Annotated in this window: 16 protein-coding genes and 1 pseudogene; 9 read left to right on the top strand and 8 right to left on the bottom strand. The window is 38.9% G+C overall.

Features of this window, described 5'->3' with window-relative positions:
• Window positions 1-3: 3 nt before the first annotated feature.
• The 5 genes from HC728_RS10985 to HC728_RS10965 all read right to left on the bottom strand — a co-directional run bounded on the left by HC728_RS10985 (window position 4) and on the right by HC728_RS10965 (window position 5,662).
• The gene (locus HC728_RS10985) at window positions 4-1,149 is read right to left on the bottom strand and encodes an ABC transporter substrate-binding protein (RefSeq protein WP_065598150.1); all 1,146 of its coding nucleotides are present in this window, start codon (window positions 1,147-1,149) and stop codon (window positions 4-6) included.
• A gap of 240 nt (window positions 1,150-1,389) precedes the next feature.
• Window positions 1,390-2,067, bottom strand: a complete 678-nt coding sequence (locus HC728_RS10980) for a TVP38/TMEM64 family protein (RefSeq protein WP_005421869.1) — start codon at window positions 2,065-2,067, stop codon at window positions 1,390-1,392.
• A gap of 15 nt (window positions 2,068-2,082) precedes the next feature.
• On the bottom strand, window positions 2,083-2,856 hold the full coding sequence (locus tag HC728_RS10975) for a (Fe-S)-binding protein (RefSeq protein WP_065639584.1): 774 nt from the start codon (window positions 2,854-2,856) through the stop codon (window positions 2,083-2,085).
• Complete coding sequence (locus tag HC728_RS10970; protein ID WP_065621276.1) at window positions 2,853-4,649, bottom strand: FAD-dependent oxidoreductase; 1,797 nt, start codon at window positions 4,647-4,649, stop codon at window positions 2,853-2,855. Before HC728_RS10970 ends, HC728_RS10975 begins: the two co-directional genes overlap by 4 nt.
• Before the next feature lie 29 nt (window positions 4,650-4,678).
• On the bottom strand, window positions 4,679-5,662 hold the full coding sequence (locus HC728_RS10965) for a sulfurtransferase (RefSeq protein ID WP_017019886.1): 984 nt from the start codon (window positions 5,660-5,662) through the stop codon (window positions 4,679-4,681).
• A gap of 404 nt (window positions 5,663-6,066) precedes the next feature.
• On the opposite strand from HC728_RS10965, the gene HC728_RS10960 reads away from it, so the two are divergent.
• The 3 genes from HC728_RS10960 (at window position 6,067) to HC728_RS10950 (ending at window position 9,158) form a co-directional block, all read left to right on the top strand.
• A complete protein-coding gene (locus HC728_RS10960; RefSeq protein WP_190395486.1) occupies window positions 6,067-7,764 on the top strand; it encodes a sensor histidine kinase in 1,698 nt (565 codons plus the stop codon).
• An 8-nt stretch (window positions 7,765-7,772) separates the two neighbouring features.
• Entirely contained in the window at window positions 7,773-8,390 is a 618-nt protein-coding gene (locus HC728_RS10955; protein ID WP_190395485.1) for a response regulator transcription factor, read from the top strand.
• Window positions 8,391-8,483: 93 nt separating this feature from the next.
• Entirely contained in the window at window positions 8,484-9,158 is a 675-nt protein-coding gene (locus HC728_RS10950) for an NAD(P)H-binding protein (RefSeq protein ID WP_190395484.1), read from the top strand.
• 55 nt (window positions 9,159-9,213) lie between these two features.
• Here the strand turns inward: HC728_RS10950 and HC728_RS10945 are convergent, their stop codons facing one another.
• Both HC728_RS10945 and HC728_RS10940 read right to left on the bottom strand, forming a co-directional pair.
• Window positions 9,214-11,622: a glycoside hydrolase family 2 protein gene (locus HC728_RS10945; RefSeq protein ID WP_190395483.1), complete on the bottom strand. Its 2,409-nt coding sequence runs from the start codon at window positions 11,620-11,622 to the stop codon at window positions 9,214-9,216.
• A 539-nt stretch (window positions 11,623-12,161) separates the two neighbouring features.
• Window positions 12,162-12,869 (bottom strand): LuxR C-terminal-related transcriptional regulator, encoded by a 708-nt coding sequence (locus HC728_RS10940; protein ID WP_236733936.1) that lies wholly within the window; start codon window positions 12,867-12,869, stop codon window positions 12,162-12,164.
• A gap of 392 nt (window positions 12,870-13,261) precedes the next feature.
• On the opposite strand from HC728_RS10940, the gene HC728_RS10935 reads away from it, so the two are divergent.
• Together HC728_RS10935 and HC728_RS10930 are read left to right on the top strand one after the other, a co-directional pair.
• Window positions 13,262-13,546: a hypothetical protein gene (locus HC728_RS10935; protein ID WP_065621266.1), complete on the top strand. Its 285-nt coding sequence runs from the start codon at window positions 13,262-13,264 to the stop codon at window positions 13,544-13,546.
• 34 nt (window positions 13,547-13,580) lie between these two features.
• Entirely contained in the window at window positions 13,581-14,009 is a 429-nt protein-coding gene (locus HC728_RS10930; protein WP_065621264.1) for a hypothetical protein, read from the top strand.
• Here HC728_RS10930 and HC728_RS10925 read toward each other — a convergent pair.
• Window positions 14,001-14,486, bottom strand: coding sequence for a hypothetical protein (locus tag HC728_RS10925; RefSeq protein WP_012535577.1), 486 nt, complete (start codon window positions 14,484-14,486; stop codon window positions 14,001-14,003). The two genes, HC728_RS10930 and HC728_RS10925, sit on opposite strands and share 9 nt — an antisense overlap.
• A 191-nt stretch (window positions 14,487-14,677) precedes the next feature.
• Between HC728_RS10925 and HC728_RS10920 the strand changes: the two genes are divergently transcribed.
• The 4 genes and pseudogenes from HC728_RS10920 to HC728_RS10905 form a co-directional block, all read left to right on the top strand.
• Window positions 14,678-15,628: an HlyD family secretion protein gene (locus HC728_RS10920; protein WP_065639602.1), complete on the top strand. Its 951-nt coding sequence runs from the start codon at window positions 14,678-14,680 to the stop codon at window positions 15,626-15,628.
• A gap of 4 nt (window positions 15,629-15,632) precedes the next feature.
• Window positions 15,633-16,559, top strand: a complete 927-nt coding sequence (locus HC728_RS10915) for an ABC transporter ATP-binding protein (protein WP_012535171.1) — start codon at window positions 15,633-15,635, stop codon at window positions 16,557-16,559.
• Window positions 16,556-17,279: pseudogene (locus HC728_RS10910) on the top strand (ABC transporter permease); the annotation flags it as partial. The gene HC728_RS10915 and the pseudogene HC728_RS10910, both read left to right, overlap by 4 nt.
• A gap of 127 nt (window positions 17,280-17,406) precedes the next feature.
• On the top strand, window positions 17,407-17,680 hold a 274-nt coding region (locus HC728_RS10905; RefSeq protein WP_190395482.1), incomplete at its 3' end, for an ISAs1 family transposase.

The following is a 17,680-nucleotide window of genomic DNA, read 5'->3' as shown; positions in this document are numbered from 1 at the left end:
AACTTAACTACCGAAGCGTTTTAACCATTCTTTTTCGATAGCCGCTTGCCAACTTGGGTGCGGTTCAGAAACAGATTTAAATTGTTGTGTATTATTTGCGCTACCCGTTAGGTATTTGCTACTTAATACAGAGGGATCACCCCAGACATTCAAATCCCCTTTACGAGATTGTGCCTCTGGGCTTAATAAGAAATTAATGGCAACTTGTGCACCTGCACTTGCTTTTGCATTCCATGGAATGGCTAAAAAGTGAATGTTAGATAGTGCACCAGAATCCATGGCATAAGCTTTAGTCGTATTAGCTAAGTTACCATTGGCTTGTGCAGAATATACAGCGTTTGGATTGAAAGTAACGGCTAAATCAAGCTGTCCATCATCAAGTAGTTGAATGGTTTCTGATGTACCTGCAGGGAACTGCTTACCGCCACGCCAGGCCACTTTATGGAATTTTTCTAGGTAATCCCACAGTGGTGCGGTTACGGCATTAAAATCCGATTCAGAAACGGGTTTTTGCAGCGCAGGATTATTATCGGTTAGCTCAATCAACATAGATTTTAAGACGCTCGTCCCATGAAACTCTGGTGGGCGAGGGTAACTTAAGCTGTTTGGTTTTTTCTGAGCATAACTTAGCATTTCAGCAAATGAATGTGGTGGGTTCGTTAGGTTCTCAGAGTCATGAATAAATACCAGTTGACCCACTCCCCAAGGCGCTTCTAAACCATCGGTTGGCTCTGAAAAGTCTACATCGACTGGTAGCATTTTATCGACGTATTTCCAACTTGGTAAATCTTGAGTAAACGGACCAAACAATAATTGATTGTCCTTCATGGATTTGAAGTTTTCACCGTTAATCCAAACCATATCAACACTGCCATTGGTGTTTTTATCCGCTGCTTTTTCAGCGATAAGGCGTGGAATAGTTTCAGATATATCACTGACTTTTACGTGTTTTAAAGTCACTTGGTATTTTGATTGCAGTTCTTTATTTGCCCATTGAAGGTAATGGTTAATCTCTTGGCTACCGCCCCAAGCATGAAAATAAACCGTTTGTCCTTGAGCTTCTTTTTCAATTTGTGTCCAATCGGTGGCAAAAGAGGAGGTTGCAAAAAGTGAAGCCATGATCCCGATGGTGGTAAGTTGCTTATTCATAAAGTCATCCGTTGAGTATTTTATTGGTTATAGCAAGCGTACTGTTTATTACTCTTATTTATTATAAAAAGTGTGATAGCGGTAAGAGTTTTTTGTTGTATTAGTAGTAACAACAAAAGGACAGTAATGTGTTCTTAACTATTATACCTCTGGTATTAATAATAGTTTCAAACAATTACCATCCTTTTTAATAACGTTTAGCAATACGTTGGATACCAATGTTCTAAGGTTATCGCTTTATTATTTTGCTAACTCTTCCATATTGATGCCTTTTTTCTTCGCAATGTATTTTGGAATAAGAGACATACCAAATAGGATCAGACCAGCAACTGCAAATTTAACTAATAACATTGCTGATACGCCGTTTGTTGCAATATCACCTGCCATGTAAGCAAAGATGAATGCGCCCGGTGCCATTGTGATTAAAGAAACTAAAGCGTAAGTGCCTAAGTTTAAGCTCGTTAGACCATAAGCGTAGTTTTGTAAGCTAAATGGGAACACAGGAACTAAGCGAGTTAAGATTAAGAAGCTTGTACCGTTCTTTGCTACGCCATCATCAATTTTCTTAAAGATTGGGTTATCGCCAAACTTTTTCATGATGGTATTACGAAGTAAGAAACGAGCAACGATAAATGCTACAACTGCGCCTAATGTCGCTGAAAATAGCGCTAAAACGCCACCTTTGATAGGACCAAATACGATGCCTGCCACAATGGTGAATGCACTGCCTGGTAGTAAAAATACACAAGCAAACACAAATGCTGCGACAAATACTATGTAACCCCAAGCACCAAAGCCTGCGATCCACTCTTGAAGACTCTTGATATCGGTAATGATCTCAAGAATACCGGTTTGTTTTGCTGCAAATAATGCCAGTGCAATCACCGCAATGATAAGTGCAATTTTTACGAATTTCATTTTACATCCCTTTAATTAGTCAACAGACATACATTTGATTAAGCCAGCTTTTGATTTATAGCGGTTGAACCATGATTTCACAGGACTTGCTAATACGTTGACTGGTGGTTCATCACCATTCATGATCACGGGACCGAACATTAAATCAAGGATATGCCACGCTTTAGTACCTACGCCCATCATAGAGGCACGACATGCAGAGCAATACACTACAACGTGACCCGTTTTAAACTCTTCAACACGACGCTTAATAACACGTCTAGCAACATCAGGGTTTGCAGGAACCACCATGCCACCAAAGCCACAACAACGTGTGTTCTCTTTTGTGTATTCTGGTTCTGCAATTTGGTAACCAAGTTCAGTTAAGATCCAACGAATGCCAGCTTGAAGCTCACTTTCATAACGTGTAGAACAAGAGTCATGAATGGTGAATACCACATCGCTGTTTTTTGCTTTACCAATTAACTCAGCAGGAAGGCCGATTTGAGGTAGCAATTTCCATAGTGATACCGGTTTTTGATTACCCCCCGATTTTTTAATGACCGCATAGCAGCTTTGACAAGCCACGATCACCTCTTGTGCATCAAGCTTATCGAAATCCGCTTGCAGTTGACCGTAACGCTCTTTAAATAGATCTGTTTGACCGATAGCTGATGTTGGTTTACCACAACACTTTTGTACTGCACCCATATCTGGGTACACTTCTTTTAGATATTTTGCGATGCTTGCAACGCCTTCTGGCGAGTAGGATGGCAGACTGCATCCTGGCATAAATACTTTATTACTCATTTTGAAGCCACCGTACGTTTAGCCATAGTGAAGAATTTAGAGAAGCCAAGCTTCTGGTGCATATTGATTGCTTTGTGTCCCGGAATTGGAGAGTTACCGCCATTGGCATTAACAAAATCCACACGAGCACTTAAGAACATCTCTTTCATTGGATAGTCTTTAGGGCAAACAATCGTACATTGGTCACAGGCATTACATGAATAAGCCAATAGAGGGTCCATGGCTTTGTTATTGATGAAGTCACTAAATAAGGTTTTAGGGCAATCGCCAAAATCATTCATCATCACACATTCATTCATGCACAACTTACATGTACATTGCAGACAGCGAGACGCTTCTTGCTTGATTTGTTCTTCAGAAAAACCAAGATCAACTTGTTTGAAATCTTGTTTACGTTCTTCAGAATCACGTAATTGACCGTGTAGGCGAGGCGTGTCAGTTGTACCTTTTGGAAGTGGAATATCAAGGCGAGAAGGGTAGTTATACTCTTTCTCAAAATCACGATTCTCAGTAAGAGGGCGTTTAGCGAATTGACGTTCAATACTAAGTGCCGCTTTATGACCGAGTGCCATTGCCTCAACAACAATGTTACCGCCACAGGCATCACCAGCAACGTAAACACCGTCAACAGAAGACGCTAAAGTGTGCTTATCAACCACGTAACGGCCGCCACGAGTTTGTTCCAGTGCACCATCAGTAATGTCTGCGACTACTTGCCCTGTGGCAAAAATAACGGTATCCACAGCAATCGTGCGGGTTTCATCCGAGTAACTTGGTGCAAAGTTGCCATTTTCATCAAAAATAGAAATGACTTTTTTAAGTACGATTCCAGTTACTTTTCCGTCTGTTTCTTCAATTGAAATCGGTCCCCAGCCAGCATTAAATAACACGCCTTCTTCTAGAGATTCATCAATTTCAATTTGGCTTGCAGGAAGTTTCGCCATTTCTTCTAATGAACATTGGTGTACTTCATCTGCACCGATGCGCCATGATGAACGAGCACAGTCCATAGCAACGTCTCCGCCGCCAATGACCATGATTCGCTTACCTGCACGAGGGAAATCACGAGTTTCTGATACTTCTTTTAGATACTCAACCGCAGAAAATACACCTTGTGCTTTGTGACCTGGAAGCGGAATGATTGAACCAACATGAGCACCGTGAGCTAAAACAATAGCGTCATGAGAAAGACGAAGTTCATTGAAAGAGATGTCTTTACCTATCTCTACACCGAATTTCGTTTCAATGCCCAGCATATCTAAATAACCGTATTCAAAATCGATAACATCGCGTGGTAAACGGTATTCAGGAATACCTACACGCATCATGCCACCGTAAACATTCAGCTTTTCATAGATTGTCACTTGGTGACCACTGCGGCGAAGTTCAATTGCCGCTTGTGCACCAGCAGGACCTGCGCCAACGATAGCGATTTTTTTACCGCTGTCATTGGCAACAGTGAGATCCCAATTGCTTTGTTTATCCATTTTTTCGGCAACAAAGCGTTTGATCCCTGCAACACTGATTGGTTGGTTATACTCTGTATTACGACGACACGCTGCTTCACATGGATGAGCACAAATACGGCCAAGAGTTTGAGGTAAGAAAAGTTTTCCGCGGATCAGATCTAAGGCTTCTTGGTAGTTACCTTCACCCGCTAAGCGTACATATTGTTTCACATCCGTGTGCATTGGACATGCAGTTTGACATGCTGGGTCGGCATCACCCATGCAGCCATCTACGACCATTTGAGCGGTATCGTAGAGTTTTTGACTAAAAATTACATTGCTCATTTTTATTATGATTCCAATTTAAGATTGAATTAGATTTGGCCGTTGATAACGGTAACGTTCGGCTGTTTTTCTTCATAGTGAGCGTGGCTGTACTCAATCCATGAGCCGTCATAGTTGTAAACTTCCTCTGCACCAAGCACGTTTTGTAGAATCATGGTTGTATGCGCAGAGCGAACGCCTGATTGACAGTAGGCAATGACTTTTTTGCCTTTAATAACGTCACCGTATAGCGCTTGTAATTCTTCTGCTGATTTCAGTGTGGTGTCTTCGTTTACCGCTTTAGTCCAGTTAATGTGTACGCTCTTTGGAATCGTTCCTGGTCCAAATGCGCCACCAACCGTTGTTGTGCCATTAAATTCGTCGTTACCACGCGTATCAATGATTACCCACTCATCATTGTTTTGAGCTTCAATCACCATATCTAACGTAGCAAGAGCTGTGTGTTTATGTGCAGGTTGTGATGCTTGATAATCACTTTGAGCAACCGATGGATTTGCATTACCTGTAGGTAAATCAGCACCAACCCAAGCGTTTAAGCCGCCATCTAGATAGCGAATATCGCTGTGGCCTAGTGCTTCAATTTGCCAAAATAGGCGAGCGGCATCGTGGTGTGATGTTGCTGCATAAACAACAATAGTCGATTCAGGCGTTGCACCATAAGAGCTTAGAATTTTTTCCATCTCTTCGGTTGTGTTACTCATGCCATCGAACTCATAAGTGCCTTCTTTTGCCGAGTAACCATCACGCCACATGGTAAAAGAGCCTTCGATAGGAGCATCAGGTTTCATTGGATTTAATGCACCAATAACCACAACATTGTCGCCATTATCCATCATTTCTTTTAGATCTTGAGCGGCAATGAAGTGTTCAGGGTGAGCATAATGCGAGAATTTTTCTGTTAGATGTTGTTCGCTGATCTCAAAGGAAGGAGCAGAAAACATAGATTTGTAAGTCGGGTACCCTATTGCTACTGCAGCGGCTAAAACACCGATGGCAATCGTTGATTTTTTCATTGTGTATTTTCCAGTAAGTTTAAAGTTTTTGTGTTTTGTAAAAACAAAACAGATTGAATTTTTGAACCTAAAACTGGAGGAAGTGGCCGCTAACTTTTTTATTTTAATTTGGTGTTAGAAGTGACACAAAAGGGTGTTATCCCACTTACCTCTAAGGTAGTAGTGAGATTTTGAGTTATTCATTAAATTGTCACTATTGTGGTAAACCACAATAATGCTAAGGACTTGATCTAAAGCAATAAAATTATTGTGAAAATCGATGATAACTGCATTCCTAAATGTGATGTATAAGGCCCTTTTCATTGACTGATAACTATTACCAAAAACGACTCTCATTTCTTCTATGCAGTTGCTTATTTGTCTTACTGATTTGTCCTACAGTTTGCTATGCGAATTCGGTAAAAATGAAACAGTATGACGTTGGTGTTTTGGCATTAAGAGGGCACTACCACTGTAATATTGCGTGGGAACCAACGATGAGGTGGCTGGAATCACAAATCCCAAACAGTAAGTTTGTATTGCACTCCTATAACTTTGATGGGTTAGAAAGTGCATTTCAAAATGGCGAGTTGGATTTCTTATTAACCAGTCCAGGGCAAGCCACCACATTTGCAAGACGATTACCTATTAACTGGTTAGCGACTCAGAAAAAAGGGCATGAACTTCCTTTTAGTAAAGCCATTGCCTCTTCTGTGATCGTTAGGGCTGATTCGCCATATCATTCTTTACAAGATATAGAGCACGCCAAAATAGCTGCCGTATCAGAAAAAGCTTTCGGTGGTTTTATCGCTTTTCATTTTGAGATGGATAAATTGGGTTATTTTAATTCGTCTTTTTTTGATCGTATTCAATTCACTGGCCCACCAACGGACAATCTGATCCGTTCGGTAGAGAATGGAGAGTTAGATGTCGCGATAGCCCCGGCTTGTACACTGGAAGAAATGGTCGAAGAAGGATTTATTGATCGTTCTGATTTTCGTGTTTTAGGTCAGCAAGAGCATGATGGATTCACTTGTGCAGTCAGTACACCATTGTATCCAAATTGGACGTTTGCAAAGACGGATCGCGCTTCTAATGAAATTGGTAAGAAAGTCACGCAAGCCTTGTTGGCTATGCCTGCTAATGCCTTTGCCGCCGAATCGGCAAAAAACGTAGGTTGGACACTTCCAGAAAGCAGTTTAAATGTAGATAAGGTATATCAACATTTTGATATGCACCCATTGCAGAAGCCGTGGACACAGCAGATGGAAGATTGGCTACACCGCAATCCATATTTAGCGTTAATGTTGATTGCAGGTCTATTTGGTCTAAATATCTACCATGTGCTGCTTGAGTTGCGTTTTAAACGCAGTAAAAAGGTGTTACGTAAAACACTAGAAGATTTGCGAGAAAAAAGCACCATGCTTGAACATGCACAACGAATTATGATTGTGGGGGAATTAGGGAGCAGTCTGGCGCATGAAATAAATCAGCCATTGTCGGCGATCAAAAACTATAGCCAAGGAGTAAAGCTGCGTATTGAAAAAGGCAATAAGTCTGAAGATCTGCTTCCTGTTATGGAAAAGATCCAACAACAAGTGACGGTTGCCAGTGATATCATTCAGCGTTTAAGAGATCTTATCCATAAAAAACCAATAGAGAAGCGACGCTTTTGGTTAGGCACGCTAGTTAATGATACTTATCGTTTGATTGAACATGATTTTCAGCGAAATAACATAGCGATAGAGATTAACAGTAACGGTGAGCCTAATATGGTTTCAGCGGATTATACTGGCCTACAACAATTGCTACTTAATCTATTAAATAACGCTAAAGACGCTTGCATCAAAATGGGTAAAATAACTGACCCTCTTGTTGTGAGAATTGAGCTAATTTATTTACCCGATCAAGTGCGTATTATGATCATAGATAATGGAATTGGTATTGAAGACGAAACAACGCCGTTAGAACAAGCATTTTATACTACGAAAAAAGACGGTTTGGGATTGGGTTTAGCGATTTGTCGAGATGTGATTGAAAATCATGATGGAATGATGAAATACAGCTCAGTTAAACCAAGAGGCTGCTGTGTTGAGGTAATTTTACCTTATCAAAAGGGATAAAAAAGGAAATGGATAAAGGATATACCGATTTAAGTGTTCCAAAAGTGTATGTGGTTGATGACGAACACTCAGTACGAGAATCATTGGTTTTCATGCTTGAAGGTTACGGCTTTTTTGTGTCTGAATTTAATAGTGGTCGAGCGTTTTTAGACTCTGTCGATGTGTCGGCTCCTGGTTGTGCGATTTTAGACAGTCGAATGCCTGATTTAAGAGGCCAAGACGTACATGAATTACTGAATCAGCAAAGTAGCCCTTTAAGTGTTATTTTCCTTACTGGGCATGGTGATATACCCATGGCGGTGGATGCACTAAAAGCTGGAGCTGTGGATTTTTTTCAAAAACCAGTGGATGGTGAAGTGCTATTTACTGCTATTCAGAATGGATTAACGGCATCAGAAAAACGTTATAAAAGCCAAGATGCACATCGCTCTTATCTTTCTTTAACAGCCAGAGAGCAAGAAGTACTTAAATTGATTGTTCAAGGAATGAAAAACCAACAAATGGCTGATTCAATGTGTGTTTCTTTACGCACCATTGAGGTCCATCGTTCTAATCTAATGAAAAAACTGGGCGTAAATAGTGTGGTGGATTTGATCATGCGCTACGGAAATAGCATCAGTAATTAGCTAAACCAATAACAATGAATAACCAATTTTTGTTTCCGTTTATGTAATTAAGCTAAAATTATAATGATAAGTGCAAATACTCAGGAGTAAATTATGTTTGATTCAGCATCGATCATAATCGCAGGTTCGACAGGATTGATAGGCCACCATTTATTGAATTTCTCATTAAAAAATGAATCCGTTGATCGAGTTTATAGTTTATCTCGTCGACCACTTGATGAAACGAGTTCAAAACTAGTTCAAATGGTGAGCGATGATTTATCTATAGATAAGCAGCAGATAGAAGAAAGTGCTCCTGAAATTGGTTTTATTGCTTTAGGTACAACCATCAAAAAAGCAGGCAGTAAAGCTGCATTAAAAGCGATAGATACGGATCTTGTTATTTCTGTTGCTCAATCAATGCGAGAGGTTGGGGTTAAGCATATTTATGTTGTCTCTTGCATTGGCGCATCGTCTTCTGTTTTTTCGCATTATTTAAAGTGCAAAGGAGAAATGGAAGACAGCGTATCTCTGTTAGGATTCTCTAGTGTGACTTTTATGCAACCTGGACCATTGTCTGGTGATCGAAGTGAAACCCGAAAAGATGAAGTATTATTGCAAGGGATCATGAGTGCCATTAATCCAATAATGAAAGGATTTTTATTAAATTATAAGCCGATAGAAGGTGAAATAGTTGCTCAATGTATGCTTGATTTAGCGTTAAGTACTCATCAGGTATCAGGTGTTCATCGTTATACTTCAAAAGCGATGTTTGAAAAAAGCCAATGACAGTCTCATTGGCTTTTGGATTAATGTATTGATAAAAGGTTAGTTACTGATTTATTTAGTAACTATTGGATAAATCATACACTCTAAGTGTATTTTTTAGAGTTTCGATATCATCACCAAGGTACTCGATGGTTACCGGTTTTTCAGGTAATAATGTAAAACTCGAGTCACTAAATCGTCCTTTACCGTCATGTTCTAAGTGAACAAAGAAAGCAGGATTATCTGATTGAAGGGTAAGCATCGTTCCCGATTGAATAAGATTGATTTTAGCCTTCTTCATTGTCAACTGTTTGAGTTTAGGTGTTGCAAACCACGTGTTTTGAACAGACTCACCGTTAACTTCGATTTCAATAAAGAAAAAACTATTATGCTCACTAACTTGGAATTTTTCTTTGCTTAATGACCAAATAACATCATTGCCATCTTCCTCAATGGTGTAATTTACAGCCCATTTACCCAGTAGTTCCCCATTAAAATCCATCCAATAAACCGTACCATCAATGTGACTTTCAGTTCGACGATCATTCACCGCTCGAATGCGTAATTCAGAACCTGTTTCTTCAAAAGGCACGTAAGTTGGCGCGAAGAAGCGTTTCGCATGGTAATGAAGCTGCTTCCAACGGCCGCTGTATTCAATACTCGACCATGAACTTACAGGCCAATTATCATTGAGTTGCCAATAGAGCATACCTCGACATATAGGGCTGATTGCACGCCAATATTCACAGCCTGTTTTAATCGCAATAGCTTGCTGCACTTGGCTTAAATACAGCATTTGTTCAAAGTTAGATGGAAAGCGGAAGTAACGAGTAAACATCTCAGTGATGATGCTGTTACCACGTCCATTTTTTTGGTGTCCTTCAAATGTGGGTGAAGTGACATTCCAGTCTTCTTCAGGAACAAAGGTTTTTATCTCTGAAAAAGAAGGCCAAGATTGAAAACCAAATTCAGAACAAAAGCGTGGTTTGATATCTTGGTAAGCATCGAATGATTTTCCAGAGTGCCAAACATCCCAAAAGTGCATATCACCGCGGTTATCATTATGCCAAGCATCACCAAAATCCATATCGCCATTACAAGGAGAGCTAGTCCAGAATCGACGGCTTGGATCTTCTTCTGCAATCCATTGAGCAATATTGCGATTTAAGCGATCGTAATTAACCGTATAGGTTGTTTTATTGTTCTTAGATTCATCGTACCAACCAATCGCTCCAATAACTTCGTTATCGCCACACCAAAGAACAATGGATGGGTGATCTTTTAAACGTTGAATTTGTTGTCGGATCTCAGGTTCAACGTCTTTTAAAAATGCATCTGTAGAAGGATAAAGGGAGCAAGCAAACATCATGTCTTGCCATACCATTAATCCTAACTCATCACAGAGATCGTAGAATAGATCTGACTCATATTGACCACCTCCCCAAACACGGATCATGTTCATGTTAGCGTCTTTGGCGCTGGTTAATAATTCTCGGTAACGGCTTTCAGACTCAAGGCTTGGCATAGCATCCATAGGGATCCAATTCGCCCCTTTTGAGTTAATAGGAAAACCATTAATCACAAATTCCATCGCAGAGCCAATGTCATCACTTTTGTTATTAAGCTCTAATTGACGTAAGCCAATTCTTTTTGTGATTGTTTGTTCATCCAGTTCAACAGTGAGTGAATATAAGGGTTGTTCACCGTAGCCAGAAGGCCACCAAAGTTCAGGATTTTCAATATGGAAAATGGTGCTTGTTCCACCGCTCTCATGGCTAATTAACGTGTGAATTTCGTCATTGAAATTAACGGTAATTGCTTGTCCTGCAATACTCTCATGCTTCACATTAACCGTGAGATCAACAGCACCTTGATACCAAATTTGTGCTGTTTCGATTGAGTTCAATTCAACCTTTTTTACAACCTCAATATAAATTGGATCATAGATACCAGAAACCATTAAGCAAATTCCCCAATCCCAACCAGAGTGGCATTGTGTTTTTCGTATTAGGTTCATGTGTGGAAGCTGATTATTCCCTACCGCCCATGGGATAGGCATAGGTAATTTCTTCGCTCTTGATAGCGCCTCTTCATCGACTCGAGAGAAATGAACCGAAATCGTGTTATCACCCGGTTTAACAAATGGTTTGATATCAATACGATGGCGTTGAAATTGGTTAGTAGAGCTTAAAACAAGTTCATTATTAATAAAGACATTAGCCAACGTATCAACACGACTTAAATTGAGTATTAAAGAGGCTGCACTCATCTCTTGTGGTGAAAGTGAAAATTCTTGAGACAGATGCCAATCGCATTCTCTCACCCATTGAACCTCTTTTTCGTTTGTTCCCATATATGGATTGGTAATGATCCCTGCTTGGTATAAAGCATGGTAATTATCACCGGGAACCGTCATTGGAATTGCAAGGTGTGAATGCGCTGGAGAGGTGAGTATCCATTTGCCATTAAGAGAAATTTGCGACATAAAAAATCCTTCTGATGCCGTATATAGTGAAGAAATTGCAAGAAGTGTATGTCTGAAAGCAGAGAAAATATGTGACTCTATTCTCGGATGAGAGTGAATCCTTTTTTTAAATTCAATAATTTAGAAGGGAAACACAATTCACAACCATTATCTGAAGAGTTACGTGAAATCGCGACTCGTTTGAACAATCAAGTGAACTTGTTTAAGTATTAATAAAATCCCCCTAAAAAAATAGCCTCTTTCATTTAGTGACAGCTAAATTTAAGAGGCTTTTTTATTAGAGAGCAAAACAAATTATAGATTCTTTTGGGGGGAAAGAACCTAATAACTGTTGATTAACCTTCTATTCCATAGTTTTGAGCTATAGCAAAATGCAGTTTTGCTTTTAAGTGCTGTCGCTTTAATTGCTCTTTTTTAGTAACTATGTTGTAGAACTTCATGATTAATTTCATTGTTATCTCTATCGTTGTAGGTACACGTTATATGTGAGATAAATTTTATTGAAATTGGTTAAAATTAATACCGTAAAACTACCGCATTTAAGGATTATATTTTTTCCCTAAATCATTACGTAGCGCAAACTGTATTAGCTCAGAGTGATTCTCTAATTGAAGCGTTGTCAGCATTCTATATTTATGTGATTCAATGGTTCTAGGGCTAAGGTTTAGCTTCTCAGCACATTCTTTTGCCGAATGCCCTGTCGCAAGTAAGTTAAGAATAGTCGTCTGCTTCTTACTGAGTAATAGCAGTTGCTCACCTTCATTAATATGGCGTTGTTCTTCACTTTGTAAGTTGCGGGTAAGCACAGAGTGCTGCCAATAACATAACCACATTTCACATAGCATTTTTAAACGATTTATTTGTATATCATCGATTTCTTTTTCAGCTTGATCCAATCGACCTAGCGTTGCTGCTCCCCATACTTTACCGTGCATTGATAGTGGGATGATGCAATGCCATCTAGCGCCATCTTGGTAAAGAGAGCGTAAAACCTCTAAGTTACTATTTTTCAACTCATAGGCAGAAAAAGTGATGGTTTGTTTAGAAGAAGAAAGCAGTTTTAAATATTCTGTTGGTTTTTTACTTGAATACTTTGCTCTTTGGACTTCAGCAACCCCTTGTCTCTGGGCATTAATGAGCTTTCCTTCATTGAATAGAATAAGAGAGTTTGGAAAAAGGGATAATCTATCAATTTTAAAAAGTTCTAAAGCTTCAACGGCGCATTCTCTCCACGTAATTTCGAACAAGGAAGGCTCACATTTAAGTAACCGATTAGATTGAGTTATTAGCAATGATTCAAAAACAGTATGCATACAGATAGGTAATTCTTAATTAAATAATATTTCTATCAATAGATACTAGCAAGGAAGTGTGTTGTTCGTTAAAAGGGATTTTCAGTATTTATAGTATTTTTGCATGTGTCTTACCTTTGTATTTATTTTGTGAACCTATTGCATGCAATCATTACAGTGCGTGATGGCGATCATCCTTTTGGCTTATACTTATTGTTAATCATAGCGAATATCTTTAGATTAATTCATGTAATTTATAAGTTACTTAAGTTTCATTTCTGTAAATAAAGTATCGAAACCAATTTAAACCCTATTTTGAGACGTTTTATTTAACAGAGGAAACCAATATGGCTAAGTACCAATTTTTTTGCATTCCCAATAGTGATCGTAAAAAATATACCTTCCTAGATATGGCATCGGAGTCTTTTTTAAAAGAGAAGTCCGTCATACTCGCACAAGGCTTTGAAGTTGAAGATGATGTTATCTATGCAGAAACGTCAGAAGAAGCCGTTGAAAAATTCCAATCTAATTTTGTTTATGCGGTAGATGAATATGGAAAAGCTGATGTCAGTTATGGCTTTGCTATTTTTATTCAATCTATTTATAAAAAATTATTTAAGAAAAGCGCATAAGTTTTATTTTAATAAAAACAAAAGGATGAGGATTATGGATAAGGTGTTTTTTGATTCTAATGGATATAAGGTAACGAATACCTCTTTTACTTACAAAGGATATAAAGACAATATTGATAATGTTATGAGCCTTAACATTATTGAATGGAGCAAAGCTCAACGTATTAAATATGGATTGGGTCTTGGTATTTTTAGTGTCGTTATGTTTTATACCATTGGTTGGTTTTTAGTGTTACCGATATTAGGGGCGCTCAGTGAAGAAGCACCTTATACCTATATAACAGAGGTAGTGACTTCAATTGTATTCATTATTTTCAGTATTATAGGATATATTTCGCGGAAAGGGTGTACGTTAGAATTAGAGCGAAATAATGGCAATAAAGGGACGATAGGCAAAAGTTTGAATCGTAATTATTTTGATGAGTTGCTTAGTGCTTTTGTGCTGGCTAAAAAGCTAAAATAGATCATCAAAAGAGAGCTCAAGATGGTGCATGAGTATTATCCCTTTTGAATCCGGCACAATCCCATTCACTAATGATAGAGAGATTGTGTCGGTAATAGGGTAAGAAATAATAAGCTCAGGTATAAGATAAAGGCTAATATCTTCGTTTATATAAGTGATGATTTCATCCTGTTTATAGCCAGTTACCACACCTAAAACCACTCCCGCATCAAATGATAACTTGCTAAGCATTACGGCGTCATCTGTTTGAAATTTCCAGCCAACAAGCGTTGATTTTCGATTATACGAATTAGTGAAATTCGCAACACTAAAACCGTTATTGATGCTAAAACCTATCAGCTTATGTCGTTCGTTATAGTCATAGTCTCTATCAACATAATGGTTACTGTAACCAAGGAAAGCCACTTCGACTGACGTCGCCTGAACGGGGTGATAAAGAGCAATAAGTAGGAATGCAAATACAGAAATCCATTTCATATTTATCCTAAAATTTGAGCAAACATATTATTAATAGTAGTAGGCAGTTATTTGTTTTGCTTACTTCTTTTATTGAATTTGCCATAATTTTCCCCTTTTTGTTTATTATCGCAATATTAGTATTAAGGGATTTAATCGTATTTTATTAGGAGTAATATGATAAAGACTAGGTAATCACTTAAGGGATGAAAATGCGTAAAATACTATTAGGATTAGCATGTATTATGACACTGCAATCGTGCTCGCCAGATAAAGGTGATGAAGCATTAGGTACATTAGAGCGAGATAGAGTGACTTTTTCTGCTACCTCAAATGAAATTATTCGAGCATTACCAGTTAAAGAGGGGAGTGAAGTTAAAGTCGGTGATGTTTTGGTGCAGTTAGATACCAAAAATCAAGAAGCGATTCTTGCTCATGCCATTGCGAATACGGCTAAAGCGCAAGCGTATTTATTACGTTTAACAAATGGAGAACGCCCTGAGGATATCGCCTCTGCGCAGGCAAGGGTTGATCAAGCGAAAGCTCAACTGATTGATGCTGAAAAAACGTATCGCAGAATGGTCGAGTTAGTAAAGAAAAACCTTGCCAGTCAATCAAATAAGGATGCCGCATTAGCATCAAGAGATTCAGCCATAGCGGCATTAAATTCGGCAAATGAAGAGTTTTCAAAACTGACCGCTGGTGCAAGACCTGAAGATATTGAGCAAGCAAGAGCTGAACTTGATGCAATGAAAGCTGAAGCTATTTTACAACAACAAAAATTGGATGAATTAACCATTGTTGCTACTCGTGATGGAATTTTAGATAACCTTCCATATAACCTCGGTGAGCGTGTTCCTGTTAATGGTTTTGTCGCTGTTATTCAAGCCAATAGAGTTCCTTATGCTCGTGTTTATGTTCCCGCATCGTATCGTGTAGGTTTTGTGCCAGGGGAAAAATTCTCCGTTAAAGTTGATGGTATTGATACGCCTTTTGAGGGAACGGTACGATGGGTTGCAACGGATCCATCATTTACACCCTATTACGCATTAACAGAAGAAGATCGTTCACATCTCGTTTATTTAGCTGAGGTTGATTTACCCGAATCAGCCGCTCTATTACCTTCAGGTGTACCTGCTCAAGTTCAATTGAGTAAGGATTAAGTATATGACTGAATTGGCAATTCAAGCAAAAGAGGTAGTAAAAAAATTCGGTGATTTTACCGCGATTGATGGGATTAACTTATCCGTACCTAAAGGCAGCATTTATGGTTTTTTAGGGCCGAATGGGTGTGGTAAATCAACGACTATCCGAACCCTAACTGGTTTATTAAGCCCAACATCAGGAACCGTTGATGTATTGGGTTTATGCATACCAAAAGAGTCGGAAGCGTTACGCTTAAAGATTGGTTACATGACTCAAAAGTTCTCGCTATACGATGATTTAAGTGTTGAAGAGAACCTAGAATTTATTGGCCAAATCTTTGGTATGGAAAAGCAATTATTAAGTGCACGAGTTTCTGAACAATTAGCGACATATGGCCTTGATCAGCTACGTAAACAACGAGTGTCAGGAATGAGTGGTGGTCAAAAGCAGAGATTATCATTGGCCGCTGCCACTATGCATAATCCAGAACTTTTGTTTTTAGATGAGCCTACATCGGCAGTTGACCCTGAAAATCGACGAGAGTTTTGGGAGCAGTTGTTCGATCTTTCAGATAAAGGTACCACCATTCTCGTGACGACTCACTACATGGATGAGGCGGAACGTTGTCATCGTTTAGCGATTATGGAGTCAGGCATTATTCGGGCTGATGGTGAGCCAGAAGAACTCATGGCAAACATGGGGGTTAATATTGTCGAGGTAAAAGCAAATAACTTACGAGCGTTAAAAGCAAAATTAATAGTTTGTGATGAGGTACGCTCTGCTGCGCAGTTAGGGATCCGTTTACGTGTGCTTATTCATCAACATATTGATGACCCTATCTTATGGTTAAGAACGAATTTTAGTGAATTAAAAGACGCGGAAATGAATATCGCCCGTCCTAGCTTAGAAGATGTTTTCGTTACTGTAACAGGGAAGGGACGTCAATGAAATCAATGAATCGCATGAAAGCCATCATGATGAAAGAAATACGCCAGCTGTCTAGAGATAAGTTGACGTTCGGAATGGTTATTATGATCCCATTAATTCAATTGTTGTTGTTTGGCTATGCCATTAATACGGATATTAGGGATATTCCGGTCGCTGTTGTTGATCAAAGTGAGAGTACATTAGGGCGCTTAATTACGGAGTCAGTTAAAGTAACTCAAGTGGTTAGTATAAAGCAGTATTACCCTACGGTTGAAGAGGCTGAAAAGGCGATTCAACAGGGTGTGGTTCGTGCCGCCTTAGTCTTACCAAAAGACATCACTCAACGAGTCATGCAAAAAAGAGAACTTGGCCAATGGATAGTTGATGGCTCAGATACTATGATCAGTGCTGCTATTTTATCATTACAAACTATGCCATTGGCTGATTTGGATTTTGATGTAAGAAATACAGCCAAAGCCAAAACATTTGAAGTCACTTTGTTTTATAATCCTAGTCGACGCTCTGCAGTTAATATCGTTCCTGGTTTATTAGGCGTTATATTAACCATGAATGACCATGGTGCTTTTTACTAGCTCTGCGATTGTTAGAGAGTGTGAAAGAGGTAATTTAGAGTTATTGATCACCACTCCGATCCGCTCATTTGAACTCATGGTCGCAAAAATCATCCCTTATATCTTTGTAGGCTTAATTCAAGTTTTGATCATTCTTGGTTTAGGTTACGCTCAGGGCCGGCGCATGTATAAAACGCGGTATTTTCCAGAAATCTAGGTGAAAATTTTAAAAATCACTACTAATCATCATGAATGTGTGATCTTATACCTTTCTAAAGCAAAGGTGGGAACTCCAGATGAATAAGACCAATCTATTTGAGCAATTTTTAATACTTTCAGACCCTAGACAAGAAACTAAGATAACACATAACTTTTTCGATATCTTATTTCTTACGCTGTGCTCCATTCTTTGCGGAAGCAAAGGATGGAAAGAAATAGAAGCTTTTGGTGAATGTAACTTAGATTGGTTACGCAACTTCAGAGAGTTTGAAAACGGTATACCAAGTCATGATACCATCGCTAGAACAGTCAGTATGGTCGACCCTGATGAGTTTTCAGTTTGTTTTGCTC

This window comes from Aliivibrio sp. S10_S31, from assembly GCF_014694495.1.
GTDB classification, from domain to species: domain Bacteria; phylum Pseudomonadota; class Gammaproteobacteria; order Enterobacterales; family Vibrionaceae; genus Aliivibrio; species Aliivibrio fischeri.
The sequence above is the reverse complement of the archived record's forward strand: the minus strand, read 5'-3'. Positions and strand labels throughout refer to the sequence as shown.

Excerpts from the sequence above, each read along its gene's own strand:
- HC728_RS10950 (WP_190395484.1), top strand. The coding sequence starts at position 8,484 with ATGTTTGATTCAGCATCGATCATAATCGCAGGTTCGACAGGATTGATA.
- HC728_RS10980 (WP_005421869.1), bottom strand. The coding sequence starts at position 2,067 with ATGAAATTCGTAAAAATTGCACTTATCATTGCGGTGATTGCACTGGCA.
- HC728_RS10955 (WP_190395485.1), top strand. The coding sequence starts at position 7,773 with ATGGATAAAGGATATACCGATTTAAGTGTTCCAAAAGTGTATGTGGTT.
- HC728_RS10925 (WP_012535577.1), bottom strand. The coding sequence starts at position 14,486 with ATGAAATGGATTTCTGTATTTGCATTCCTACTTATTGCTCTTTATCAC.
- HC728_RS10970 (WP_065621276.1), bottom strand. The coding sequence starts at position 4,649 with ATGAGCAATGTAATTTTTAGTCAAAAACTCTACGATACCGCTCAAATG.
- HC728_RS10930 (WP_065621264.1), top strand. The coding sequence starts at position 13,581 with ATGGATAAGGTGTTTTTTGATTCTAATGGATATAAGGTAACGAATACC.
- HC728_RS10935 (WP_065621266.1), top strand. The coding sequence starts at position 13,262 with ATGGCTAAGTACCAATTTTTTTGCATTCCCAATAGTGATCGTAAAAAA.
- HC728_RS10975 (WP_065639584.1), bottom strand. The coding sequence starts at position 2,856 with ATGAGTAATAAAGTATTTATGCCAGGATGCAGTCTGCCATCCTACTCG.
- HC728_RS10920 (WP_065639602.1), top strand. The coding sequence starts at position 14,678 with ATGCGTAAAATACTATTAGGATTAGCATGTATTATGACACTGCAATCG.
- HC728_RS10960 (WP_190395486.1), top strand. The coding sequence starts at position 6,067 with ATGAAACAGTATGACGTTGGTGTTTTGGCATTAAGAGGGCACTACCAC.
- HC728_RS10965 (WP_017019886.1), bottom strand. The coding sequence starts at position 5,662 with ATGAAAAAATCAACGATTGCCATCGGTGTTTTAGCCGCTGCAGTAGCA.
- HC728_RS10915 (WP_012535171.1), top strand. The coding sequence starts at position 15,633 with ATGACTGAATTGGCAATTCAAGCAAAAGAGGTAGTAAAAAAATTCGGT.
- HC728_RS10985 (WP_065598150.1), bottom strand. The coding sequence starts at position 1,149 with ATGAATAAGCAACTTACCACCATCGGGATCATGGCTTCACTTTTTGCA.
- HC728_RS10945 (WP_190395483.1), bottom strand. The coding sequence starts at position 11,622 with ATGTCGCAAATTTCTCTTAATGGCAAATGGATACTCACCTCTCCAGCG.